At 39.9% G+C, this 25007-nt stretch carries 21 protein-coding genes; 12 read left to right on the top strand and 9 right to left on the bottom strand.

Features of this window, described 5'->3' with window-relative positions; all coding sequences use genetic code 11:
• Positions 1-3: 3 nt before the first annotated feature.
• Genes KI363_RS07120 through KI363_RS07105 form a run of 4 tightly spaced genes read right to left on the bottom strand, consistent with a single transcriptional unit; the run spans position 4 to position 3949 of the window.
• Positions 4-1017, bottom strand: coding sequence for a sugar kinase (locus KI363_RS07120; RefSeq protein ID WP_212965949.1), 1014 nt, complete (start codon positions 1015-1017; stop codon positions 4-6).
• A complete protein-coding gene (gene dagF / locus KI363_RS07115; protein WP_212965961.1) occupies positions 1010-1765 on the bottom strand; it encodes a 2-dehydro-3-deoxy-phosphogluconate aldolase in 756 nt (251 codons plus the stop codon). The genes KI363_RS07120 and dagF overlap by 8 nt, the downstream gene beginning before the upstream one ends.
• On the bottom strand, positions 1762-2868 hold the full coding sequence (locus KI363_RS07110) for a DgaE family pyridoxal phosphate-dependent ammonia lyase (RefSeq protein WP_158321033.1): 1107 nt from the start codon (positions 2866-2868) through the stop codon (positions 1762-1764). Before KI363_RS07110 ends, dagF begins: the two co-directional genes overlap by 4 nt.
• Positions 2846-3949 (bottom strand): amidohydrolase/deacetylase family metallohydrolase, encoded by a 1104-nt coding sequence (locus KI363_RS07105; protein WP_158321032.1) that lies wholly within the window; start codon positions 3947-3949, stop codon positions 2846-2848. Before KI363_RS07105 ends, KI363_RS07110 begins: the two co-directional genes overlap by 23 nt.
• Before the next feature lie 392 nt (positions 3950-4341).
• Between KI363_RS07105 and KI363_RS07100 the strand changes: the two genes are divergently transcribed.
• From KI363_RS07100 to KI363_RS07085, 4 genes are all read left to right on the top strand, one after another.
• On the top strand, positions 4342-5415 hold the full coding sequence (locus KI363_RS07100) for an N-acetylmuramoyl-L-alanine amidase family protein (RefSeq protein ID WP_212965948.1): 1074 nt from the start codon (positions 4342-4344) through the stop codon (positions 5413-5415).
• A gap of 589 nt (positions 5416-6004) precedes the next feature.
• Positions 6005-7918 carry a PTS mannitol transporter subunit IICBA gene (locus tag KI363_RS07095; RefSeq protein WP_158321030.1) on the top strand — a complete coding sequence of 638 codons (1914 nt, stop codon included), beginning with the start codon at positions 6005-6007 and terminating at the stop codon, positions 7916-7918.
• Positions 7919-8006: 88 nt separating this feature from the next.
• Positions 8007-10100 (top strand): BglG family transcription antiterminator, encoded by a 2094-nt coding sequence (locus tag KI363_RS07090; RefSeq protein ID WP_212965947.1) that lies wholly within the window; start codon positions 8007-8009, stop codon positions 10098-10100.
• A 14-nt stretch (positions 10101-10114) separates the two neighbouring features.
• Positions 10115-11260, top strand: a complete 1146-nt coding sequence (locus KI363_RS07085; RefSeq protein ID WP_212965946.1) for a mannitol-1-phosphate 5-dehydrogenase — start codon at positions 10115-10117, stop codon at positions 11258-11260.
• Positions 11261-11408: 148 nt separating this feature from the next.
• On the opposite strand, the gene KI363_RS07080 is transcribed toward KI363_RS07085, so the two are convergent.
• Positions 11409-13544: a type IA DNA topoisomerase gene (locus KI363_RS07080; protein ID WP_158321027.1), complete on the bottom strand. Its 2136-nt coding sequence runs from the start codon at positions 13542-13544 to the stop codon at positions 11409-11411.
• Between the two features lie 184 nt (positions 13545-13728).
• Here KI363_RS07080 and dhaK point away from each other — a divergent pair, with 184 nt between their 5' ends.
• The 4 genes from dhaK (at position 13729) to KI363_RS07060 (ending at position 16871) form a co-directional block, all read left to right on the top strand.
• Complete coding sequence (gene dhaK, locus KI363_RS07075) at positions 13729-14718, top strand: dihydroxyacetone kinase subunit DhaK (protein ID WP_212965945.1); 990 nt, start codon at positions 13729-13731, stop codon at positions 14716-14718.
• A 45-nt stretch (positions 14719-14763) separates the two neighbouring features.
• Positions 14764-15378: a dihydroxyacetone kinase subunit DhaL gene (gene dhaL, locus KI363_RS07070; protein ID WP_212965944.1), complete on the top strand. Its 615-nt coding sequence runs from the start codon at positions 14764-14766 to the stop codon at positions 15376-15378.
• A 4-nt stretch (positions 15379-15382) separates the two neighbouring features.
• A complete protein-coding gene (dhaM, locus tag KI363_RS07065; RefSeq protein WP_158321024.1) occupies positions 15383-15754 on the top strand; it encodes a dihydroxyacetone kinase phosphoryl donor subunit DhaM in 372 nt (123 codons plus the stop codon).
• A 496-nt stretch (positions 15755-16250) separates the two neighbouring features.
• Positions 16251-16871, top strand: a complete 621-nt coding sequence (locus KI363_RS07060; RefSeq protein WP_212965943.1) for a histidine phosphatase family protein — start codon at positions 16251-16253, stop codon at positions 16869-16871.
• Between the two features lie 230 nt (positions 16872-17101).
• On the opposite strand, the gene KI363_RS07055 is transcribed toward KI363_RS07060, so the two are convergent.
• From KI363_RS07055 to KI363_RS07040, 4 genes are all read right to left on the bottom strand, one after another.
• A complete protein-coding gene (locus KI363_RS07055; RefSeq protein WP_158321022.1) occupies positions 17102-17740 on the bottom strand; it encodes a DUF7986 domain-containing protein in 639 nt (212 codons plus the stop codon).
• Between the two features lie 45 nt (positions 17741-17785).
• A complete protein-coding gene (locus KI363_RS07050) occupies positions 17786-18106 on the bottom strand; it encodes a hypothetical protein (protein ID WP_212965942.1) in 321 nt (106 codons plus the stop codon).
• Positions 18107-18185: 79 nt separating this feature from the next.
• Positions 18186-19832 (bottom strand): SWIM zinc finger family protein, encoded by a 1647-nt coding sequence (locus tag KI363_RS07045; RefSeq protein ID WP_212965941.1) that lies wholly within the window; start codon positions 19830-19832, stop codon positions 18186-18188.
• Between the two features lie 342 nt (positions 19833-20174).
• Entirely contained in the window at positions 20175-20570 is a 396-nt protein-coding gene (locus KI363_RS07040) for a DUF6944 family repetitive protein (protein ID WP_158321020.1), read from the bottom strand.
• A 298-nt stretch (positions 20571-20868) separates the two neighbouring features.
• Here KI363_RS07040 and KI363_RS07035 point away from each other — a divergent pair, with 298 nt between their 5' ends.
• The 4 genes from KI363_RS07035 to KI363_RS07020 all read left to right on the top strand — a co-directional run bounded on the left by KI363_RS07035 (position 20869) and on the right by KI363_RS07020 (position 24952).
• Positions 20869-23190, top strand: a complete 2322-nt coding sequence (locus tag KI363_RS07035; RefSeq protein ID WP_212965940.1) for a xanthine dehydrogenase family protein molybdopterin-binding subunit — start codon at positions 20869-20871, stop codon at positions 23188-23190.
• Positions 23187-24035, top strand: coding sequence for an FAD binding domain-containing protein (locus KI363_RS07030; RefSeq protein ID WP_212965939.1), 849 nt, complete (start codon positions 23187-23189; stop codon positions 24033-24035). Before KI363_RS07035 ends, KI363_RS07030 begins: the two co-directional genes overlap by 4 nt.
• The gene (locus KI363_RS07025) at positions 24022-24501 is read left to right on the top strand and encodes a (2Fe-2S)-binding protein (protein ID WP_158321017.1); all 480 of its coding nucleotides are present in this window, start codon (positions 24022-24024) and stop codon (positions 24499-24501) included. Before KI363_RS07030 ends, KI363_RS07025 begins: the two co-directional genes overlap by 14 nt.
• A 172-nt stretch (positions 24502-24673) precedes the next feature.
• The gene (locus tag KI363_RS07020; protein ID WP_212965938.1) at positions 24674-24952 is read left to right on the top strand and encodes a hypothetical protein; all 279 of its coding nucleotides are present in this window, start codon (positions 24674-24676) and stop codon (positions 24950-24952) included.
• Positions 24953-25007: the final 55 nt, after the last annotated feature.

Here is a 25007-nt window from a genome sequence, read left to right as displayed (position 1 = left end):
CCTTTATCTTTTTATGTCTTCAATCATTCCTGACATTGCTGATAGAATTTCCGCTTCTGTTGACATCGGGGTATCCCCAACAATGGTACATGCTAACATACCTGCAGATGCTGCAAACTGAACCGTTTTTTCAGGTGAAAAGCCAGATAATTCACCATGCAGAATTCCGCTAGTATAAGCATCACCAGCACCAATTCTATCATATACGGAAAAGGTCATCTTCTCTGAAAATGCAAATGTCCGATCTTTATACATGTAACCAAGTAAAGAATGGGTATTGTCTTTGTTAATTCCACGATGTGTTCCGGCAATTGTTTGAATGTTGTACTTTTCCGCTACTTTCGGAATGAGGTCTTGAAGCTGTTCCTCTCTTGTGACTCTCTCCGTTTTCATACCTAAAATATATAGCGCATCTTTTTCATTCATCATGACGATATCAGCTAATGAGAGCATGTCCTCATAATGAGGCTTAGCTTCTGCATAGCCTCCGTCCCATAAGGAAGGACGATAATTACAGTCGAAGCAAACAATCCCACCTTTTTCTTTTACTTTTTTGGCTAGAACCTTCATGCTCTCACGGACTTTATCTGTCATCGCAAGCGTAATGCCGCAAAAGTGGATCACATCTGTATGTTCTGCGATCAAATCCATATCATAATCGGAGATATCCGCCGTATTAAAGGTGCTCTCGAGGCGATTTGTATATGTTACTCGACTCGAACGCTGTCCAAAGCCATTTTCTAGAAAATACATCCCAATATATTTTCCGCCTTTGGAAATGAAGTCTTTCCCAATTCCTAAGCGCTGCAGGAAGGAAATCGCGGCATCACCTAAAGGATTATCTGGCAACTTTGTCACAAGATACCCATCATGCCCAAGCTTTGTCATGGCAGAAGCAACGTTTACTCCCGTGCCTGAAAAGGAGTATTGTAAGGTATTTGCTTGTGCCAGTAATTCGTAACCTGGCACTTGCAAACGCATCATTACTTCTCCAAATGCAATTATTTTTTTAGGCATATTGATCAACTAATTTTTTTGTGATCATTAGTAGTTTCCTAACATCTTCCTCATTTGTTTTCCCCGTTTCACTATTAATTATGGAGGAATATACATGGGGAATAATTTTAGGCACTTTTGCTTCTAGAGCAATTTCTAAAATTTGGGAAAAGTTATCCAAGTCAATACCGCCAGTTGGTTCTAAGGCAAATCCTTCCTCACCACAAGCTTTGGCAACGGCACGAAACTCGTCTTCATGTTTTAATCCTTTCATAGGGAAGTATTTCAAGGCATTTCCGCCCATATCACGAACGAGTGCAATAGCAGCCTTGATCGGAACAATGGCCGACTCACTTATTCCGGCACTAATCGGACCAGTGGAGATATTCACATATCCCACTTTACCTGTTGGTGAGACAAGGGAATTAATCCAACTTTCTTTTTCTGCTAAATTAGCTCGCGTTGCTCCGACTGCTGGGAAAACTTGATTAATATGGGAGCCAGGATAATATTTAGCAATTTCAGCAACAACGGCTGCCTGCTTATTATCACCCGCGCCTAATCCGATCGAAACGGCATCATCAATCGCTGCTCCATATGCCTTCATGGCAGTGACAGCTTTCTCCACTGTTGGATAATCTTTTGAAAGCACTCCAACTAACACATGTCCTTCCGCTGCTTCAAAAACTTCTCTTGCATTCTCAATACTATTGGCTAATACATTTAAAGCGACTCGATCTTGATAAAAACGTTTTTCGATCGTCATTATTTTATTCCTCCTAAAATGGCCTTTAATTCCGCTTCAATGACATAAATGTCATCCCCTTGCAATGGACGAGGGTCAATATCGAAGAAGCCTTGGCGAATGCCGTAATCCCGAGTATAGATCGCGATGTCCCCATTTCGCAGCTTGTCATTTACCTCTTTCGCTGTTGTTCCTGTAACGGTAGGGTCAATTTGAATTCGTGCTCTAAAAATGGCACGCCCAGCTTCATCCTGAACAATCGTTACATTTACCCCGTCGATGGATTCAAGTGATTTAAGCACTTGCAGGCTTGCTTTTTCTTCTTCGCTGTGATCTTTTTTGACAAAATACTCATCCAATGCTTGTAACAAGCCAAAGGTACTTTCCTTTCCGACCTTCATACTTCTACCAATATAATGTAATTGTACTTTTACCGCTTCGATATATTCTTTCTTTCCGGCCACAATTCCAGATGTTGGACCTTCAATCGCTTTTGAGCCGCTATAAATGGCTAAATCAGAGATCTGGACGTATTTTTTCAAATCCTCTTCCGCTGCTGCATCCACGATCAATGGTACATGATTTGCTTGTGCCACTTCCCAGGCCTCTTCTACTGAAATCATATTTTTTTGTACGGCGTGATGCGATTTTACAAATAGTATAGCCGCAGTATTTTCAGTAATGGCATCCGCGATATGCTCCGCTTTCCCTTCATTGGCATAGCCAACTTCAACAAGCTTTCCACCGCCGAGAGCAACCATTGTTTCTACCGGTGCACCATACTGTACGTTATGGCCTTTTAGCATAATGATTTCATTCTTTTGAATCGCCTCTTGGTGAAGTTTTTCGCTTTTTCGGCGCTTCCCTTCGGTTACAATCGCGGCGACAGAAAGAGCAATTCCACTGGAAGCGGAGTTGACAACGACCGCTGCTTCTGAGTGAAGGAGCCCGGCAATATGTTCTCCTGCTTTATCTACTAAATCGGCCATTTCAACATAATTCTGGCCACCGATTTTCATCGCTTCCATTACAGTGTCGCTAGGAGCAGAAACGCCTAAAATGCTCATTCTCCCACTTGCGTTGATTACTCTTTTTAAACCATACTTAGCATTCAATGTATTCGCCATTGATCACCACTCCTTTTACGACAATTTTTTGCTCTGCCTTACGCTTTTCTCCTTCAGAATCGATTAAATCGACCGCCTCATCTTCTACTGAAAATAAGGTCAGATTGGCGATATCTCCTTTTGAAATCCGGCCAAGAGCAGGCTTGTTTAACCAGCTTGCAGCATGAACCGTTACAGCTTCAATAATCTCTTTTAATGGATAGCCCAAATATAAAAATTTTGTTAAGATACTGGCCATATTGTAAACAGGTCCATGCAGACGATTTTTCCGATAGATATCTGTACTAATTGTATTAAAGTGGATATCGTATTCTTTCGCTTGTTCTGCGATCTTGAAAGAAAAGCTTGCATTCCCATGACCTACATCTAAATGAACCCCACGATTGATGGCCTCAAGAAACTTAGGGAGTGGTTTTCCTGTTTCGTCAAATAAATTATTGGATTTTCCATTCAAATAATGGGTAATCACATCGTTTTTCTTTAGCAAATCCAATACATCATTAATATTTGGAGGACCTGATCCAATATGAACCATGAGCGGTAAATCTGTATCCTCAGAAAATGTACGTGCTATTTTTAACGGCTCTACCCCATTGTCACCAACGACACTTTTGCTGATCCTAGCCTTAAGACCGACGATAAAATCTTTGTTTTCTGCAACCGCTCTTTTTAAATCATCTTCATTTAGCAAGGATAAATCTGATAACTCATCAATTCGCTTTAATCCAATCCGCGAAATATTGAGGAAGGCAAATACATTCGTTTTCGACTCTTTAGAATGACGAACTAAGTCATGGATCCGATCAGCCCCTGTGCTGCCAGCATCTATAATGGTTGTGACCCCGGTTTTATAACCAATCTCGTCAATATTGTCTCCATATGGGTCGAATTCTGGAAAAGCATGGACATGCATATCAATCCAACCACTGGAAACATAAGCTCGATGTTTATAATCAATGATGGTTCCGCCAACACCAGTACCTGGTGGACCAATCTCGACTATTTTTTTATCTTCTACAACTATATCTACAGAGTTGCCGTCGATCATTTTTACATTCTGCAGAACAAATCTAGCTGTCATTTTAAATCATCCCTTTTGATAAGCCTTAGTCAGTAAGCCATTTGTTCGCGCTTACTTATTACGTTGCAATAAAAGAGTAACACTTATTTTTAATCCAGTCAACATAACGTTATAATGTTTAATTGTTGAGATTAAATATTAAATTCGAGTCTGCTTTCAATAATATGCTCACATAAAAACGAATCACTGATTTTCAGGCAGCTTTTGCTGCAAGATAGATTTATTTTTTATATTAGCAGTTTTCCAAGCAATCTAGTAAATTAGAATTATTTTCCATAATTTCCCATGTAAAACATTGCAATTATATAAAAAATAAAATAATAATGGAATTATATCTATTCGGTTCTATTTAATAGATGGCCCAAAAAACATAGAAAAAGGAGGAGGAGTATTTGCGAATTTTATTTTGTAGCGTGGTGATTACATTCTTTTCACTAGGCTTATTGATTTCATCTGCTCTAGCAGAGGATGTAGAAACCTATGAAGTTGGTACATCTCACTTAAATGTAAGATCCTCCCCATCTCACAGTGCGCCTATAATAGGGGAACTCCAAAAGGGTGATCAGATTAGAGGTTTTGAAGAAAATGCATTTGGTTGGGTGAAGACATACTTCGGGGGCGAAGAAGCATGGGTGGCCTCGCAGTATTTGTCTAAACAATCAAATACTATAGCCACAAAAGGACAGGAACAACTGGTTACTATCGTTGATAACGATGTAAGAGTACGTACTGGTCCAAGTACGGATCACGGCATTATACATCAAGTTTCCAAAAATTCGACGTATCCAATGGTCAATCAAGCAAATGATTGGGTAGAAGTTAGATTAGATGATGGTTCGACTGGTTGGATTGCGATGTGGTTAACAGATATGAATCGTGAATCTGCTACTGCTCCGGTAGAGGAACAGCCTAAAAATATCACTTCTTTAAATGGGTATAATATTGTGATTGATCCCGGGCATGGCGGAGAAGATCCAGGTGCCATAGGATTAAATAATGTTTTTGAAAAAGATATTACAATGAACATGGCCAATGCTGTCGCGCAAAAGCTACGTGATGCAGGTGCGACAGTCATTATGACAAGGGATAATGATTATTATGTATCATTAGAAAAACGGACTCAGATAAGTAGGGACTATAATACTCATGTTTTTATTAGTTTGCATTATAACGCTCATCCAGCTCATAATATCGGTGGAATTGAAACGCATTACTCTACAGGTGAAAGTAGCTATGCACTAGCGAAAAAAGTTCAAGCGGAATTAGTGAGCAGTACATCAATGAGAGGACGCGGGATTCAGCAAAGTGGCTTTCACGTTATCCGTGAGAACAATGTACCTAGTATTCTAGTAGAACTGGGTTTCATTACAAATCCTAATGAGTTAGCCTATATTCAAACTCAAGACTATCAAAACCATGTAGCAAATGGCATTGTTGAAGGAATTCGTCATTACTTTGCTCAATAAATGGACTAGATTACACATTAAAAAAGGCTTTTTACGAGCCTTTTTTTAGTATCTAAAAGGTTGTTACGTACATATTCGCTTTTGTCACCGATCGTAGAAGATTATCAACCAAATTTACGATAGCGTATCATCAACAAAGCGCCACATTTCTTTTGATACGGAAATAACATCTTCCAGATTACAAATCATACAGGTTATACCCCCACCATACCTGTCGTGTTCAAACTCCGAGGACTGTCACGGGGAAAAGTTGCTTTTTTTAGGAATAGACAAACCCATTATTAAGATGAAGTTCCCCATTATGTGCGTGAGAAACCCATTTAAGAAGAAATCCGCCCATTTAATGTCTGAAGAACCCCATTATTAAGGCGAAGTTCCCCATTAATCTGCCCAGGAAACTAATTTATTGAGCTTGAAGACAGAAATACTGTACAAGTTTACTGTCCTAATTCGCCTTTAATATTTTTTAGTATTTAAGTAAAACTAACTTTGTCACTCACTCTGCGTCAAAGTTAGTTTTTAACTTTGTTGATCCTGTTCTGTTTGTGAGCTAGGATATGAATGAAATAAATATTGGAGGAGGGAGTAAATGGCTCAATCTAATATAAAAGTAGCTGTTCAAAAGTTGGGTAATTTCCTTAGTTCGATGGTTATGCCAAATATTTCGGCGTTTATTGCCTGGGGGTTGATTACAGCCTTATTTATCCCTGACGGCTTGTGGCCGAATGAAAGCCTTGCCAAGATGGTTGACCCGATGGTGACGTATTTACTTCCCATCTTAATTGGATATACGGGTGGTAAGCTTGTACATGATCAGCGCGGGGGTGTTGTTGGTGCGATTGCCACGATGGGGGTCATTGTGGGTGCCGATATTCCAATGTTCCTCGGTGCCATGGTCATCGGTCCTCTTGGTGGATGGGTCATTAAGAAATTTGACCAACTGATTGAGGGGAAAGTACGGGCTGGATTTGAAATGCTCGTTAATAATTTCTCAGCAGGTATTCTCGGTGGACTCATTGCGATCTTTGCTTTCTTAGGTGTTGGTCCTGCTGTTACTGTAGTTACAGGCTGGCTTGTAGCTGGTGTTGATTGGTTGGTAGGAATGGGATTACTCCCATTAACTAGCATTCTAATTGAACCGGCCAAAGTGTTGTTCCTTAACAATGCTGTAAACCATGGTATTTTATCCCCTATTGGAGTGGAACAAGCAAAAGAAACTGGAAAATCAATTCTGTTCCTTCTTGAAGCAAACCCTGGACCAGGTCTTGGTGTCTTAATTGCTTATATGATCTTTGGTAAGGGCACTGCGAAGAAGTCTGCTCCGGGAGCAGGAATTATTCACTTCCTCGGGGGAATTCATGAAATTTATTTCCCTTATATCTTAATGCGTCCGATGCTTTTCCTGGCTGTCATTCTTAGTGGGATGAGTGGTGTATTTACTTTAGTTCTATTGAATGGTGGATTATTCGCTCCATCATCACCAGGAAGTATTATTGCCATTTCGGCTGTCACACCGCACCATTTGAGTGCTTATATTGCGAACTATGCAGCCGTGTTAGTCGCAACAGTTGTTTCTTTTGCTGTTTCAGCTTTTATACTAAAAACTGGAAAACAAGGAGAAGAAGATATCGAAGCGGCAAGTCAAAAGATGCAGGAAATGAAAGGGAAGAAAAGCAGTGTGGCAAGTGCTCTAACTGCGAAGCAAGAAACAGTCCCTCACGATGTATCGAAGATTATCTTCGCTTGCGATGCTGGAATGGGGTCTAGTGCAATGGGTGCTTCCCTCCTACGCAAAAAGGTAAAAGCAGCAGGCTTAGATATTTCTGTTAGTAATACAGCGATTAGTAATCTACCGCCTGATGCGCAAATTGTCATCACTCAAGAAGAATTAACTTCAAGAGCCCGGAATAAAGTGCCAAATGCTTATCACATTTCTGTTGATAATTTTCTGTCGAGCCCAGAATATGATAAATTAATTCATACGTTAAAAGATACTGAAAAGGCAGAGCCGAATGAAACGATAGATGCGATAGAAGAGCAGGCAAATGTGAACCAGGAGTCAGAAACAGCTCAAAATAATGATTTGCTTCGCCCGGAAAATATTTTCTTGAATATGGAGTTTGCCAATAAGGAAGAAGCAATCCGTTTTGCTGGAAAGATCCTCTTTGATGCAGGATATGTAAAAGAAAGCTATATTGATGCAATGGTTGAAAGAGATGAAATGACCTCAACTTATATGGGGAATGATGTAGCTATTCCGCATGGTACTGAAGCAGCGAAAAAAGATGTCATCGCCTCAGGCTTTACTGTTCTTCAGGTTCCGAACGGTGTCGATTTTGATGGTCAAAAGGCCCGTCTGATCTTTGGTATTGCCGGTAAGGATGGCACCCATCTTGAAATATTGTCTGGAATTGCACAGACATGTTCCGATATGGAGAATATCGAAAAAATGGTGAACGCTACAAGTGCTCAAGAAATCATTGATATTATAGGAAAAGAATAAACATGTACTTGATGAATAGAACGGCGCGAGGTTAGCGCTATTCTATTCATTCTCTTATGTTTCCATCACATAGAAATGAGAGGAATCTATGTATATTACCTCGAGGGAAAAATCAATTATTGAACAGATCATTAAAATTTCCGGAAAACATACTGCCTTTTCGATTGCTTCTTCCTTAAATGTAAGTAAAAGGACGATTCAACGTGATTTAAAATCAGTGGAAAGAATCGTTGAGCAATTTGGTCTGAAATTGGTGCGTGATAGTCATCAAGGCCTTTCTATTGAAGGAAAAAATGAACAAATATTTCGCTTGGTGCAATTTTTGACAACGATCGAACCCGTCGATCAGCCCCAAAAGGAAAAAGCATTGCGACTTTTACTAGCGTTGCTTGAAGAAGAGGTATATAAGACGCAGGTCTTGGCCAATGAAATTGGGATAAGTACAACAACATTGACGACATACCTAGATGAACTTTCACTATGGATGAGCCCATTTCAACTCCGACTTTTGCGAAAAAGAGGGGTAGGTGTTGAATTATCTGGGAGCGAAGTGAACAAACGTCGTGCATTGGCCAATTTTTTCCTCCAATACTTTAACGAAGAGCTTATTGAGTTTCTCTATTTGCTAGAAAGTGGGAATATGCCGGAAGAAAAAATTCTTCATTATTTTATTCCTCATTATTTTCGAGAAGTGATTTTCCTAATCAATTCAGCTTTTCATGATGAATCTGTTCATCCAGCTGATCGCGGCTATCTAGAGCTAGTTCTACATACGGCTATTACCTTGCAACGCGCAGAGTCCCAATTTAAAATTGAGAAAAACTTTGGGTTATCCAATAAGGAAGTTGCTGCGGAAATAGAGGTTATGCGTAGAATCAGTCAACAGCTAGAAGGGAAACTCCATATCAGTATTTCTGAAAGTGATATTCAATATTTGGCCACCGTCCTTAAAGGGACAAAACTGCTGAGCGTACAGGGAATCCCCTATGATAGTGTCGTGCTCGCGCAAAAAATTAGCAATGTCATTCAATCCGTTTCCGACCAAATTCATCTCGATTTAACGAATGATTTTTCTCTGTTTCAAGGATTGATCGCCCATATGGAGCCGTCCCTATTTCGGATTAAGCAGAATATGGAAGCCTATAATCCATTAAAAGAAGAAATCATGCGTAAATATCCGGTTCTATTTATGGCAGTTAAAAACAGTCTAGAGGAAGAATTTCAAGAGATTAAAAACTTTCCAGATGATGAAATAGCTTTTATGGTTCTTCACTTCGGTTCGGCTTTAGTAATGAAGGAAGAAAGATTTTCCATAAAAGCACTTGTGATTTGTCCGACAGGAATTGGAACATCGAAAATGCTGGCGAGCAGGATTAAAAAGGAAATACCAGAGATTGACAGCATTGATATTCGTTCCATCAAAGATATCACCACACAGGTTGACTTAAGTGCGTATGATTTAATCATTTCGACCGTTAGGCTGCCTTTTATGCATGTCGAATATATTTTAGTAAATCCTCTTTTAAGCGAGGAGAATATCAATACGATTAAAACTTTTCTGCAAAATAATTTAGAGAATCTTACAATCGGCAGGCGTTACCAAAAGATAACACAAGCAGATATCTCGCCGCTTCCCGGAGAACAGCCTGGTTTGTCTGATTTATTAGGGGATTTGCAGGCTGTTCAGAAGAGTGCGGAAGAAATAATCAATAATTTTCGTTTTTATCGAATGGAACATACAGCCACCGAAGAGCAAGTATTAGAAAAAATGCTTTTGAAAGCAGAGGAAGAGGATTTACTTACAAATCCAACTGCTGTTCTTCAAGCATTAAAAGAGCGGGAGAAAAAGGGCGGACTCGGCATTCCCGAAACGAATCTTGCCCTTTTCCATACAAGAGACAAACATGTTAAGCAACTTATTTTCCAAATTGCCCACTTACCAAATCCGTGCGTTGTGAAAGGGATGGATGGAAAAGATGTGGTGATGAAAAACTTACTTCTTATGCTTGTACCTCATGAATTAAATCATCGAGAGCACGAGATTGTTAGTCTTATCAGTACGAATATTATTGAGTCCAATGAAGCCCTCCTCGTCTTTACTTCTGCAAATGAGGAATTGATTTATAAAAGGTTGGAAAACATTCTTGTTAGATATCTTCAATCCAATTTTAAAAATAAGTGATAAAGGATGATTTGATGAAAAAAGTTGTGCATTTTGGAGCAGGGAACATTGGCAGAGGTTTTATTGGAGCATTATTTTCCCAATCTGGCTATCATGTAGTATTTGTCGACATTGCGGAACAGATCATCAATCAACTAAATGAAGATAAACAATACAATGTCAAGCTTGCTACAGATCAACAAGAAACACTTAATATTCAGAATGTATCTGGATTAAATAATTTGAACCAAGAAGAGGAAGTCATTGCAGCCATTAAGGAAGCAGCCTTTTTAACAACAGCGATAGGGCCTACTATTCTTCCCCGAATCGCTCCATTGATTGCCAAAGGTTTACTTGCCAGAGTCAATGAAAATAAAGACAAGCTATATGTCATTGCCTGTGAAAATCAAATTTCAGCGACTGATTTATTAAAAGGTTATATTATGGAACATCTTGACGTAGCAGATCAAAACAAGGTTCTCACGAATGTTGCCTTCTTAAATTCAGCGGTTGACCGAATTGTACCGATTCAGCATAATCAAGGAAGTTTGGATGTACTTGTCGAGCCTTACCATGAGTGGGTGGTGGAGGCAACAAAGGAAATTCCGCATATTGAGGGAATGAAAATTGTTCCCGATTTAGCCCCCTTTATTGAAAGAAAATTGTTCACCGTTAATACAGGTCATGCAGTGATTGCGTATTTTGGTTATCTTGCTCATAAAGAAACCATTGACGAAACATTGGCAGACAAAGTTATATACAACCAAGTAAAAGCTACATTAGAAGAGACCGGTGCTTATTTAATCCATAAATACAATTTGAATCCTGATGAGCATCAAAAATATATTGAAAAGATTATCAGTCGCTTTAAAAATGCCCATTTACAAGATGGTGTAACAAGGGTCGGACGTTCTCCGCTTAGAAAGCTTGGTCCAGAGGATCGGCTGGTACGTCCTGCCGTCCAAGCGCAAAAAGCAGGCCTATCCTACACAAATCTTGCTAAAGCCATTGCGGCAGCCTTGCTATTTGATTACAAGGAAGATGAAGAAGCGGCGAAGCTACAAACCATGCTACAAGAACAAGGTATAGCACCTGTCCTTCACGAAGTATGCGGCCTTGATGAGGCCAATGAACTAGCCCAAGAAGTGATCCGCCATTACAATGATATGAAACAGGCTTAACATCCATTAGCCCCCGAGAAGATTTACCTTTTCGGGGGCACCTATAAATATTATGGATATGCTCTAAGTCATTGAAGCGGCCTTGAGATTAGTGGATAAAGGCTAAAAGAAGCCGGGTTCTAGAGGAATCTTGTTAGAACCTGGCTGCCTATTTAAAATCCAATTCTAATTTCCCGTTTTTGAGCTCAAGTGGAGCGTCAAATTTTTTGCCAGTTGAGGTAGTAAACCCTTTAATTACATTTGTTCTGCCTTTGGTACATAGAAATTTTATTTGTGTTGACGTAAGTTTCTTTTTTAAAAAGGTGCCAGGGAAAGTTTGTTTGCAGCCATTTTTATAATTGCTGCAACCGTAAAATGATTTTCGTGCAATGATCGTGCCTTTGCCACATGCTGGACATGGTGCTACCTCTTTCGGCTTGTAGCTGGTTTTACGTGAAGAGGCAGGGTGGAGTACAATATCGATCTGTTGCTTTATTAATTTTTCTGGCACATCTTGGAGGAGTTTGTGAATAAACTTTTCAATATTGTGCAAAAAGTGCGGTCCTGTTCCTTCTCCATTGCCGATTTTTCGCAAGTAGTTTTCCCATTTCGCTGTCATGGAGGGGCTTGCGAGTAGGTTTCCCTCGATTGCTTGGCAAAGGATTCGGCCTTTATCAGTAATTGCGACGATATTGTTGGTTACGGTGATATAGCCATGTTTTTTAATTGTTTCAATGATTCCACTTCTTGTTGCTTCTGTTCCGAGTCCCTCTATCTCTTTCAAAACATTGATCTCCGTTTGATCATCAACAAGTTTCCCGCATGTTTTCATCATGGTAATCAGTTGCCCCTCCGTGTACGGCTTCGGCGGTTGTGTTTTGCCTTCTTTTATCTCAATTTCACTTTGGACGTTTTCCCCGTGTTTCAGTTGCGGAAGTGTCGGTTTTTCAGAGGCTTGGGCCTTTTGGGAAGGTGGGAAAAGCTCTTTCCAGCCTTTAACGCGCTCAGTCTTGCCTATGGAAAAAAAGGGCAACCCGTTCACATTTGTCGTTACTTTCGTTTCTGTGTATAAATAGTCTCGGTGAAACATGGCAAGTGTCGTCCGAATAATTTCTTCATATAAATTTCGTTCGAGTGATGATATTTTGGCGAGTGTTGCTTGAGTTGACAGCTTTTTGGTTGGAATAATTGCGTAATGCTCATGGACCTTAGAGCTGTCAACGAAGCGTTTTTTGGGAGTCCATGATGCCACTTCAAACGGGACCCCGATCAGCTCCTGAAAATCTCCAACTGAAGCCGCTAGATAGGAAAATTCTGCTGGAGTAATATGTCTTGTGTCGGTCCTTGGATAGGAAACAAGCTTTTTTTCGTAAAGACCTTGCAATGTTTTCAGCACCGTTGCTGGACTGGCTTTCCATTTGCGATTGGCGGTGGCCTGCAGGCTAGAGAGTGAATGTAACTGTGGTGGGGGAATTCGCTTTTCTGCCTCGGTCAGTTCCGTGATCGTTCCTGGTGTGTTTGGGTGTATTTGTCGCTCATTTAAAAGCTGAGCCACAATCTCTCGCTTTGGTTCTTTTATTTTTGCTTTCCCTTTATAAGTTCCATGCTGAGCGGAAAATTGAGCCTCCACTTCAAAAAACGGCTCAGAAACGAATGTCTCAATCTCTCGATCACGTTGGTAAATGAGATAAACTGTGGGTGATTGAACGCGTCCAATTGGAAAAACATGTTGAATGCCCTTTTTCTTCATCAAAAGTGTGTATAGGCGTGAAGCATTCATGCCAACGAGCCAGTCGCTAATCTGGCGGGCTTTTGCTTCTTCATACAATTGCAGATCTTTTTTATTATCCCGCAAGTGCTCGAACCCTTTGCGCACTTCGTCTGCCTCCAGCGAGTTAATCCATAAGCGTTTGATGTTTTTCCCACGTGCACCCGTGTGATTATAAATACTGTAAAAAATATTGGAGCCTTCTCGGTCCACATCACAAGCATTAATAACAGTGTCTGTTTGATGGATAAGTGTTTTTACAATATTAAACTGCTTCGCTTTCCCTCTAGCCACCTGAAATTCATAATGATCCGGAAGAATTGGTAAACTTTCGAGAGACCAGCGTTTCCACGCAGGATTGTAAGTGTGTGGTTCTTTTAGTTCCACAAGATGGCCAACACCCCAGGTGAGATATGCCCCATTTGGAAAGGTTGAACAAGGGGAAATTTCTATATAGCCTTCATGTTTTCGGGTTGGAAAAGCATCCGCATATGCCTTTGCCTGGCTTGGCTTCTCGGCTAAAATTACGGGTTTCATCACTTTCACCTCTAACTCCTAATCGTACGCTTGTTCTATTTTTAATTATCTCATAGAAGAGGGACTCCAGCAAGTAAATTACAAGAGTTTTAAAGTTTAGGTTATGGAGAACTTATGACTTAAACTCACTCAAAAATACGTTATACTTAAGGTAGATAGTCCATTTTTAAGGAGGGTTCTTTTTATGAAGAAAATTATAAATGATCCAAATGAAGCGGTCCAGGATATGCTGGAAGGGTTAGTGATGGCCTATCCGCAAAAACTGCAAAGACTGGCTGAGACAACAGTTGTGATGAGAAAGAATGTGCCAGTAACCGGCAAAGTAGGGCTTATTAGCGGCGGGGGCAGTGGCCATGAGCCGGCCCATGCAGGTTATGTCGGGAAGGGGATGTTGGATGCAGCAGTTGCCGGAGAAGTTTTCACCTCGCCAACACCGGATCAAGTTTTGGAAGCGATTAAAGCGGTAGATAGTGGCAACGGAGTTTTCCTCGTGATTAAAAATTATACCGGGGATGTGATGAATTTTGAGATGGCGGCAGAATTGGCGGAAGCAGAAGGTATTCAGGTGGAAAAGGTGATTGTGAATGATGATGTGGCGGTGGAAGATAGTTCGTTCACAACAGGGCGTCGCGGGATTGCCGGCACAGTATTCGTCCATAAAATTGCCGGTGCCAAAGCAGAAGAGGGTGCCGAACTCTCTGAAGTGAAGCGAGTTGCTGAAAAAGTCGTAGCCAATGTGCGCTCCATGGGCATGGCGCTTACACCTTGTATCGTTCCAGCATCGGGAAAGCCGAGTTTCCAATTGGACGAAAATGAAATGGAAATTGGGATTGGCATTCACGGGGAACCGGGTATTGAAAGAAAAAGGATTGGTACGGCAATGGAAATTGCGCATGAATTAACGGAAAAGATTCTTAAGGATCGAGAATTCTCTGGTGATGTTGCTGTCATGATCAATGGACTCGGAGCCACACCAGAAATGGAACTTTATATCCTTAACAAAAATGTTCAAAAAATCCTAAGTGAGAAAGGGATACATGTCTACAAGACATATGTTGGCGAATATATGACTTCGCTTGAAATGGCAGGATGTTCGCTGACATTATTACAATTGGATGAGGAATTAAAGTCACTGCTCGATGCAGCAGCTGACACGATTGCTTTTCGCCAGTAAAACATAATTAAGCCACTTTTGAAACAGGAAAGGAGTTTTCGCCCTATGGAAATCAATGCAACTCTAGCGGTTCAATGGATTGAAAAAACGAATGAAAAAATCCAGGAAAACAAGGAGTATCTTACTTCGCTCGATCGGCCAATCGGTGATGGAGATCATGGGCTCAATATGTCGCGTGGCTTCAAGGAAGCGCTAGAAAAGGTGAAAGCAGGGAATTATCCAACGCCAGCTGATGTTTTCAAGGATGTAGCCATGACCTTGGTTTCTAAAGTCGGAGGAGCCTCGGGACCATTGTTTGGAACAGCCTTTTTAAAAATGTCTGTCGCTACTGCAGGTCAGCAAGTGCTAAATGAAAGTGCTTTTGTAAAAGGCCTTGAAGCAGCTTTGGACGGAATTAAACAGCGTGGCAAAGCAACAACCGGCGAAAAAACGATGGTGGATGTTTGGGAGCCTGTTGTAGAATGGCTACAAGACAATGGTTTTGAACCTGAAGGTCTGCTTGCTGAAGCCGAAGGAGCGATGAATGCTACAAAAAATTTGACGGCTACAAAAGGACGAGCTGCCTATTTTAAAGAAAAATCAGTTGGACATATCGATGCCGGTGCAGCTTCTTCTTATTACGTGTTTGCCGCATTAGCGGAAGTGTTGGGAGGAAAATAACAGGATGACATATGTAGGGTTGGTTCTTATTTCACATAGTTCAAAAATAGCAGAAGGTGTGAAAGAACTTATTCGGCAGGTCGTGAAGGATGTTCCGATTGAAACGGCCGGCGGTACGGAAGAGAATGGGATTGGCACGAGTATCGATAAAATACAAGCCGCCATCAGCAAAGTTGACCAGGGGAGAGGCGTGCTGCTATTCTACGACCTTGGCAGTGCCAAAATGAACGCAGAAATGGCGATCGAAATGAGTGGCTTGGAGAATGTTCGCTTGATTGAAGCGCCAATCGTAGAAGGGGCTTATGTAGCTGCTGTAGAGGCAGGCATGGGGAAAGAATTAGATGAGGTAGAAAAACGAGTGAAAGCAAGCTTTTAAGGATGAGATGAAGGCAATACCAGAAGAGCTGAGCTGCACGTTCCTCTTCAATCAACAGAGACAGGCACACGAGTCTAGAGCTGTGTGCCTGTTTGGTCATGTGAATTTAAACTACTCTCCTTATTTATTGACGAAGTTAGCAGACTTGAAAGATGGCATGATATGGGAATTTCTCTTTTCATGCCCCATGCCCCTTCTATAAGCAACTCATTTTACATTACGCCCACATTTTGTATATTATACCTCCTTCATGAGCCTCATAGTAGACTATTAAGGAACTCATAAAAAATATCCTTCTGAATATAGTGGAAAGGAAAGGTAATTAGCAACAATGAATCATTTCGTTGCATACCTTAGAGGAGTTAACTAGTATATATAGTAGATTTGAGTGCGGTTTCATTGAAGTTAGATTCTTTCACTATCTCATTTCTTTTAGGAGGGAGAAGGTGGATTATTAGACAGGCATCATAAAATAGGAATATGGAGGTATATCAAAATGGAATTATATTTAATTCGGCATGGAGAATCTGTTGGAAATGTGTCTCCAGGTCAAGATCTGCCAGATTGTCCATTAACGAAACGCGGAGAAGAACAAGCAAGACTCGTTGTGCAGGGGCTAATGGAAGCTGAGATTACACATATTCTTTCTAGCCCACTCATAAGGGCGCTCCAAACGGCTCAGCCTTTTGCACGAGCAGTCAATAAGCCCATCATCGTGATGAAGGATGCTTACGAGGTTAGACATCTAGATTCATGTACGGGTACAAAATTAAGCGATTTATTGGACCAATTTCCTGAGGCGGAATTTGGAGAGGATTTCGAGCCAAATGGATGGCATTATCAGGGAAATGAGAACCCCGCGATCATCATTAAAAGAGTCAGCAAGATCGCTGAACAATTGAAAGAATATCATGAAGAAGCTAAAATCGCGCTGTTTGCCCATGGTACATTGAATCAATATCTCATTAGAGAGTTAATCGGTCTATCCGATTCTAAACACGTCCGTTTTTATCAGGAAAATACCTGTATTAATTGGTTTACGATTACGAAGGATTTTACGAGAGTGAATAAAATAGGGGATGTCCATCATTTGCAGGGGCTTGCCGAGGTAAGGTAATAAAAAGACTTTGATTCATGATCTTATTGAAATGAGCAGTATAATTTATTTCCTCTGGATTAAAAAATCGTCACTAAGTAGGCCTATAGAAAAGCTTTATCTGCTTAGTGACGATTTTATATGAGAGGATCCTTATTACCCATCAAGCGACTGCATAACACGATTTAATTTGTCATGGGGCGTAGCGGCGCTAAATTCTGAGTTTCATAATCTAGCAAAAATGGCTATTTTTATTTTACATGTTCAAATACAGATGCTAAACCATCAGAACGGTTTAAATTGAAAAATGCTATGAATCTATCAATTGATGTATTTCCACTGTTAATTCTTTTTGCTAATTTTTTACTTCTTTTAATAAGGTATTGTTTATGATTTGCAGTAAAGTAAAAGCCTAATCCTGAAGTCATGCTAAAGTTACGAAGGTGGAGAAACCGGGTAAACACAAGGGAATTTTCTTTAACACTTTTACTCAAACCGATGTCGATAACTTTGAAGGGCTCTGTATTGTTAAATATATCTTTTAACCAAATCATATTATTCTCAGGTATGATCTGTTCAACCTCATAAAGGGAAGGATTGGAAGCTTTCATAGCGGCTAATAACTCTTCTTCCTGCCGACTAATCTTTTCATTTTGTTCTATGAACTCCATTACAGCATTTTTCCCCTTTTTTATATTTTCATAAATGGCGAAATCTAGAATGACATCTTTTTCATATTCATGTTCTAGTACAATCTCATTATTTTGTTTAACTCCCAATAATTCAATAGCTTTTTCAAAGTCGACTTGATTCACACATTGATTTAAAATATCTGAATGTAATTGAACTTGTCTTTTTCTATATTCTTTATATGTAGCTGACAAATCCATCGTATCCTCACCTAACTTTCTAAAGCGCGTTGCCGTAAGTTATCCTTACTGACGAGTGAACCTTTCCATTTGAGTTTCTATAACAAAAACTCTTTTATTCAATGCGGCAGTTTGATCATCTACATGTTGAGCAATCTTCTCGGTGAAATCGCCTAAATGTTGAACGATATTCTTTTGAAGTTGTTCTTGTCCATTTTGTAGATGTCTTTGGCCTTCTTTCAAACTGTCCACATCCCTTTTTACCTCGTGAACATCCGACTTAAGACTGTCCACATCCCTTTTTAGCCCTTGAATATCTGAATGAATAGGTTGTAGTTCTTCCTGTGGGACGGATCGTAATATTTCCTTTAATTCCTTGTTCACCATGTCCACTCCCCCAGACTTTTCATTATTATATCACAGAGGAAAATGGTATGACACAACTGACTCACAGAAGGAGCTACAATTAAACTTTCCCAAGTTCATCCATAAATGCTGGCCTTCTTTTATATAGAACACGCAATTCATCCTTTAATTCGTTTGTTTTTTCTCTCCCGATCGTGTTTGCATAGTTTTTCAGTTTCCTGCAAACACTTTTATAGGCTTTTCGATTTGAAGCTATCTGCGCTTCCGCTTTTATATAGTGTGTATACAACTCGATGACATCCTCAGGAAATTTGCCAATTAACATGTCAGCATAACTTTCAATGTTTTCGGGATGTTCTTTTACATATTCCATAATCGCGTCGATATCCTCTTCTTCCTCTATTAGTTGGAGATAGATTGCGTTAGCTTGCCGGTTCCTCGAATGTTTTAATTCTTGTTTCAATTGAGTGTAAAAAGTTTTTTGATCCTTATGAACCAAGTCTTTTAATTCCCGGTAATAATCGAAATCACCATTAAGTAAAAGTTCTTTACCCAATTTTTCCTGTTCTTTTTTCCATCCCAGACCTTTATACGCTTTGTATCTAAATTCCTTCCATCTTGTCGCCAATCCAGAATAGCCTTTGTCTTTTTTCTCTCCTTCCAAAGCAAGTTCGATTGCTTTCTCGTAATTTGCTTCCTGAAGAAGTTGATTAATTGATATTCTCCGAAACGATGAGTACTCAAGATGTTCTTTTAAAAATTGCTCTGTTTCTTCTTTCGTACCAAACCTTCTCAACAAATCAAATTCAATATTAAGTAGGGATTCTTTGTAATACTTATTATAATCGTCATACGCTTCATCCGTTAAGTAAGAGTGAATGGCCGCTGTGATTTTATTTCTTAAAACCGGGACTTCTGCAAAATGAATGCACACCCGCAATAAGTCAATGCTAAAATCTTCCCAGCCGTTAAAGACTTCGTGTTGGCTGAGATGTAAGATTTTATTTAAGGCCTCTTCCTTCACGTTTCCATTATCACAATTTAGTGCGAGTTCTTCTATCTGCTTGATCGCCTCATTGACAAGAGAACCGATCTCTCCTCCTGAATCATCCGCGTATTGAAAGGCCTCCATTCCTTCTATTAATACTAAACTAGCAATATCTATAGAGCGAAGAATGTGGTAGGTGTCTTGCGCCTTTTCCAAAATTTCCGACAGTTCATTAGCAAAATGGAATGTATCACTGTATGGGATCATGCCATGTCGACCGATATATTTATGGACAATGGATTGGATGGCTTGTTTACAATACTGAATCTCTTGCGCATCCGTACCACTTGAATATTTTAGCAAAAGCTTATTGGTTAAGGCCAAATCATTTGCAGTTATGTCTTCTATAATCGTGATTAAATCTTCTTTGGAGAGATTACTTAGCACTTCCTTTAATGAAGGCTCTTGTGTTTTGGTGTTATGATTTTTATTGGTTTGATCTCGCAATTCAAAGTATGCCGCAATTTGATGCTTACAAATCGTATCGAAATCAAAAGGACAGTTACAATCGGAATAGACAATTTCCTCCTCCGTGCCTAACTTCACAACTACGTTATAATCAGTTCTACCTTCAACAGTAAATTGATATTCACCGTCCGCGTTACTAGATAGATTGATCACACGTCCTTCGAGATAATAAACATAACCTCTTTGGAAAATAGTCTGGTTTGTATAATTTTCGAAATTGTATAGCTTCATCCTGATTTCCTCACAATCTTTAAAAAACGGTCACGAGTTTTTGCCTAACACCATCATTACACCATCATTATAATTGAAAAATCTGCAAGATGACATAGGAGATTAAAAGTTCAAGGAATTAGAACGAAGGATTGGTTGAATGATTCGGATACGGAACAGCGCTTTTTGTTTAATATTCCAAAAGAGAGTGCAGGAGAAGCTATGGCGGAAAAAAATGTATTTGAAGTAGGAAAGGAGATGGGCCTATGTCTTATAACGAGGCATTAGAATGGATTGCCAAGAAGACAAGCGGACGTGGAACAGAAATTAAAAAATTATGACAAATAAACAACATATGGTCGTTTAAGGAATAAGTTCTTCTACGGCTGCTAACAATATTTCTTCTCCTCCCCATGCTTGTAGGGCTGCCCCAATCGATTGGATTAAATCTCCTGTTACCGCAGTTTTTTCAGCTTCGAATATGGAATGCTTGTCAGTTGTGCTAATCTGCTGGGTAACACCTAGAGCCTCCATTAATTGCCCAATGGTTTGTACCCAAATTCCGGTTAGAATTTTATCTTCACCTTCAACATTGTCCTTTAATGAATATAACTTGGATACTAGTACTGCTTCAGTAGCAACAGCAACCGCTTGAATCCATTGTAAAGTGGCAATTTGTTCTTCTATAACTGCCTTTAGTTCTTCATCCTCTAAAATATGTTCACTTTTGCTTCTGCCTTCACCATTAATGTTATTCATCATTTTCACCCTAATTCTTTATCGTTTATGCCTCAATTACTATTTAATTATTACTTTTTAGAAGTAAAGACATTAAAGTTGGACCTAATTTTGCGGTTTCTTTATTAATCTCAGTGGGGGATGAAAAAAACCACTGATTGAAGTTTCACTTTATTATAACTTTATACTATGCTTGAAACCTTTTATTGGATACTAAATTTCATAAGGAAATATTGAATAGATTTTTTCTACAAATAGGCAAGTTATCAATCCCCGTCAATATATATGGATAAGGATGTTAAATAGGCGGTGAGAAAATTTGCATGTTATAGGGAAAAGTGTGATTCGAAAAGAAGCTTTTGACAAAGTGACGGGGAGAGCCAAATATACAGCTGATGAACGAACGGTCGATACTCTTTATGTCAAAATCGTACCAAGTGCATATGGTCATGCGAAAATTGTATCCATTGAGGATTCCTTGGCAAAACAAATACCGGGTGTCAGATCGATTATAGTAGGTAGTCATGATTTACCTCTTACGGGTGAAGAAATTAGAGATCGCCCTCCCATTGCAGTCGATAAAGTACGGTACTATGGGGAACCTGTGGCTCTTGTTGTGGCGGATCGTCCCGAAATCGCTCAAAAAGCAGCAGATTTAATCGATATCCAATATGATCAGCTTCCTGTTATGAATACGCCAACAGAGGCCCTAAAAGAAGATGCTCCTATTATCCACGAAAATTTAGTTTCCTATGGAAAATTAGGAACTGCCTATCCAGTACCAAATTCAAATATTGCCAATGTAACGAAAATACGTAAAGGGAATATGGATCTAGGCTGGAAGCAGTCTGAAGTCCAAGTTGAGGGGAATTATCGATTTTCTCCTTCTAGCCATGCAGCGATGGAAACAAGAAGTGCAACGGCGGAAATTAAACCAGATGGATATGTGCATATTACAACTTCTTCACAAGCACCATTTATGGTTAAAAAATTAATGAGTATTTATTTTGGAATCGAAGTAGGAAAAATCGTTGTAGAAACTCCCTTGGTAGGAGGAGCTTATGGAGGAAAAGCTCCTGTACAATGGGAAATTCTAGCGTATATCGCTTCTAAAGCTGTTGGTGGAAGGCGCGTAAAGGTTGTTTATACGAGAGAAGAAGATTTAACGACTGCTCCCTGTCATGTTGGCTTAGAGGCGAAAGTTAGAATTGGCTGTACAAAGGAAGGAATGATTAAAGCAGCTGAAATGTTGTATTTGTTTGATGGTGGTGCTTATTCAGATAAGGCAATTGATGTAAGCCGTGCCGGCGGCGTTGACTGTACAGGTCCTTATCATATTGAACATATTTGGTGTAATTCACTCTGTGTATACACCAATCATCCATATGGCAGTCCCTTTAGAGGGTTTGGCCATTCCGAGGTTCTATTTGCTTTTGAAAGAACAATGGATAAATTAGCGAGAAAGTTGGGAATCGATCCACTTGAACTACGAAGAAAGAACGCGATTTTACCAGGTCATACGACTCCGACACAGGTGCTATTAAACAAAAGCAATGTAGGGAATGTCGTTGCCTGTATTGATCGCTTAAAAGAACTCGTCGACTGGGATCAGGGTCAAATAGAGGAAATAGATGAAAGAAAGGTACGGGTAAAAGGGGTTGCTTGCGGTTGGAAGACTTCTACGATTGATACAGATGCAAGTTCTGGAGTGATTTTAACGTTTAATCCAGATGGGAGCATAAACTTAATTTCTGGCGTAGTGGAAATTGGTACGGGGACGAAGACCGCGCTTGCTCAAATACTTGCAGAACGAATGAAAATGGGCGTTGATCAAATCCATGTAAAAATGAGGATTGACACGCAAACAACGCCGGAGCATTGGAAGACAGTAGCAAGCAGAGGAACTTTTATAGCAGGAAGGGCCGTGTTAGAAGCTGCGGAAGACGTGATCAGACAAATTAAGGATATTGCGGCCTTTGTATTAAGGACCTCTACCGAGGATCTTGAAGTAGCCTTTGGAAAAGTGTTTTTAAGGGATGATCCCAACGTTAGCTTGGATTTGAAAGAGGTCGTTTATGGTTATACATTTCCAAATGGACATTCCATTGGTGGTCAAATTATTGGCCATGGAAATTATATTATAAGACGGATGACGAAATTGGATCCTAAAACAGGTGCTGGACAGCCTGGGCCAGAATGGACGGTCGCAGCGTATTACGTTGAAGTGGAATATGATAAAAGAGATTTTACATACAAATTAGTGAAAGCGGCAACGGTCGTTGATATAGGGGCTGTCTTAAACCGCAAAGCAGCACTTGGGCAAGTGATGGGAGCGATGAGCATGGGATTAGCCTATGCTGGGAGAGAAACTTTTATATTTGACGTGTTGGGGAGGGTTCTTAATCCGCAACTGCGAACATATAGACCGATTCATTATGGAGAGAATCCGCAGTATCTGGTCGATTTTATCACAACTCCTCATATAGAAGCCCCGTATGGCGCAAGAGGAGTCGGAGAACACGGGTTATTAGGAATGCCTGCAGCGCTTGCCAATTCTTTAACTGTTGCAGCCGAAGTCGACATCAATGAACTGCCTGTCACTCCTGAATTCATTTGGAGATGCAAGGGGGAAAAGCGTTGATACCTTATGATTTTGAATACTACAAACCCAATTCGGTTGCGGAAGCAACGTCCTTATTTACTGATTTAGACGAAAAGGGAAGATCCCCTCTATTTTTTTCAGGTGGTACGGAAGTGATTACGCTCGGAAGATTAAATCTGATGAAAACTGGGGCAGTGATCGATATTAAAGACATTTTGGAATGTAATGTGATGGAGCTAAATGAAAATTCGCTAGTGATCGGGGCAGCTAAGACTTTAACGGACATGGAGGAAATGAATCTATTTCCATTACTAAGTAAAACGGTTAGAGAAATTGCTGACCGAACAGCTAGGAATAAGATCACAGTTGGCGGAAATATTTGTGGACAGATTTTTTATCGTGAAGCAGTGTTGCCTTTTTTATTGGCTGATAGTCAAATGGTGATAGCTGGCAGTCAAGGGATCAAGACGGTTCCCATTGGGGAAATTTTTAACGAACAACTTTTATTAAATCAGGGCGAGTTTCTCGTACAAATTAAGACAAATCGGAGATATATTGATATGCCCTTTATGAGTATAAAAAGGAGGCGCCAATGGAATACGGGCTATCCTCTTATTACCGTTGCTGCACTTAAGGCTGAACAAAAGGTTAGAGTCGCTATAAGTGGTCTAACCCATTTTCCATTTCGAACTAGTCAAATCGAGGATTCACTAAACAGAACGGAGCTTTCCTATGAAGGAAGAATAGATCTTGCTTTGAGTCGTTTAGATGTACCTGTTTTAAATGATACGGAAGGTTCTTCCCGTTATCGATTGTTTGTCTTAAAAAATACGCTGTATGATGTTTTACATGAATTAGGAGGCGAGGAAAATGGAGGCGTCTAATTCCTTGAAGGTAAGCACAACATTGCTGGTGAATGGGGAAGAGAGAGAAGTGATATTTCGCTATTCAGATGTTCTTTTAGATGTCTTGAGAAATACATTAGGCCTTACAGGAGCAAAACCAGGTTGTCTAAATGGAGATTGTGGCGCCTGTACGGTCAATATTGATGGAGTTGCTCAAAAATCTTGTCTAACTTTGGCAGTTGAGGCGAGGGGGAAAGAAATTCTAACGATCGAGGGGTTGAATGATCCCATCCAAGGGGCATTTGTCGATCACTTTGCTTTTCAATGTGGTTATTGTACACCTGGATTTCTCATGAATTGCCATTCTTTGCTCAAAACTCGGAAAAACCCTTCAGATGAGGAAATAACGAAGTGGCTTGAATCCAATATTTGTCGCTGTACAGGGTATATGGAAATAGAAAAAGCCGTTAAATCCGTTATAGTCGGTGTTCAAAACGGAGGATGAAAAGGATGCTACGCCGACGTCAATCGCTAACACCCTGTATGTCAAAAGTTCAGGAGGACTTCTGTGTTGGTGATTGGCGTGAGCTGTTTTATTAGAAGCGCAGAACTCATAATTTTAAAAAAGAAGAGAACAATAATATCTAGAAGTACTTAATTTAAAAGGTGGCGTTCTGATGGATTTTCCGACCATACATACGAATTTCTGGGATGCTGTCATTTCGGTTCCAGTAGTCATGATACTTACCCAACTTATAAAGTTATTTCTTAAAGTACCGAGGAAATTTGTACCAACGATTGCTCTGGTCTTAGGATTATGTATTTCTATCTTTATAGCGCACCGTCATAGTTTTATCGCAGGTATATTTATGGGATGGTTTTATGGGTATGCTGCAATTGGGTCTTATGCTTCATTAAAAACAACCATTCAAGCATACAGAAACGAGAAAGAATAAAAATATTTTCCCCCGTTTTTGGATATCCCACTAGGCGTTTGCACTTCTCTAAACT

Origin of the sequence: Lederbergia ruris (genome assembly GCF_018332955.1) — a bacterium.
Classification (GTDB): Bacteria; Bacillota; Bacilli; order Bacillales; family Bacillaceae_C; genus Lederbergia; species Lederbergia ruris.
This window is presented reverse-complemented; position numbering and strand designations above follow the sequence as displayed.

Bases quoted from the DNA above. Each gene is read 5' to 3' on its own strand.
- KI363_RS07110 (WP_158321033.1), bottom strand. From the start codon at position 2,868: ATGGCGAATACATTGAATGCTAAGTATGGTTTAAAAAGAGTAATCAAC.
- dhaL (WP_212965944.1), top strand. From the start codon at position 14,764: ATGGAAATCAATGCAACTCTAGCGGTTCAATGGATTGAAAAAACGAAT.
- KI363_RS07120 (WP_212965949.1), bottom strand. From the start codon at position 1,017: ATGCCTAAAAAAATAATTGCATTTGGAGAAGTAATGATGCGTTTGCAA.
- KI363_RS07085 (WP_212965946.1), top strand. From the start codon at position 10,115: ATGAAAAAAGTTGTGCATTTTGGAGCAGGGAACATTGGCAGAGGTTTT.
- KI363_RS07080 (WP_158321027.1), bottom strand. From the start codon at position 13,544: ATGAAACCCGTAATTTTAGCCGAGAAGCCAAGCCAGGCAAAGGCATAT.
- KI363_RS07095 (WP_158321030.1), top strand. From the start codon at position 6,005: ATGGCTCAATCTAATATAAAAGTAGCTGTTCAAAAGTTGGGTAATTTC.
- dhaM (WP_158321024.1), top strand. From the start codon at position 15,383: ATGACATATGTAGGGTTGGTTCTTATTTCACATAGTTCAAAAATAGCA.
- KI363_RS07060 (WP_212965943.1), top strand. From the start codon at position 16,251: ATGGAATTATATTTAATTCGGCATGGAGAATCTGTTGGAAATGTGTCT.
- KI363_RS07090 (WP_212965947.1), top strand. From the start codon at position 8,007: ATGTATATTACCTCGAGGGAAAAATCAATTATTGAACAGATCATTAAA.
- KI363_RS07040 (WP_158321020.1), bottom strand. From the start codon at position 20,570: ATGAATAACATTAATGGTGAAGGCAGAAGCAAAAGTGAACATATTTTA.
- KI363_RS07025 (WP_158321017.1), top strand. From the start codon at position 24,022: ATGGAGGCGTCTAATTCCTTGAAGGTAAGCACAACATTGCTGGTGAAT.
- KI363_RS07105 (WP_158321032.1), bottom strand. From the start codon at position 3,949: ATGACAGCTAGATTTGTTCTGCAGAATGTAAAAATGATCGACGGCAAC.
- KI363_RS07050 (WP_212965942.1), bottom strand. From the start codon at position 18,106: ATGGTGAACAAGGAATTAAAGGAAATATTACGATCCGTCCCACAGGAA.
- dhaK (WP_212965945.1), top strand. From the start codon at position 13,729: ATGAAGAAAATTATAAATGATCCAAATGAAGCGGTCCAGGATATGCTG.
- KI363_RS07045 (WP_212965941.1), bottom strand. From the start codon at position 19,832: ATGAAGCTATACAATTTCGAAAATTATACAAACCAGACTATTTTCCAA.
- KI363_RS07020 (WP_212965938.1), top strand. From the start codon at position 24,674: ATGGATTTTCCGACCATACATACGAATTTCTGGGATGCTGTCATTTCG.
- KI363_RS07055 (WP_158321022.1), bottom strand. From the start codon at position 17,740: ATGGATTTGTCAGCTACATATAAAGAATATAGAAAAAGACAAGTTCAA.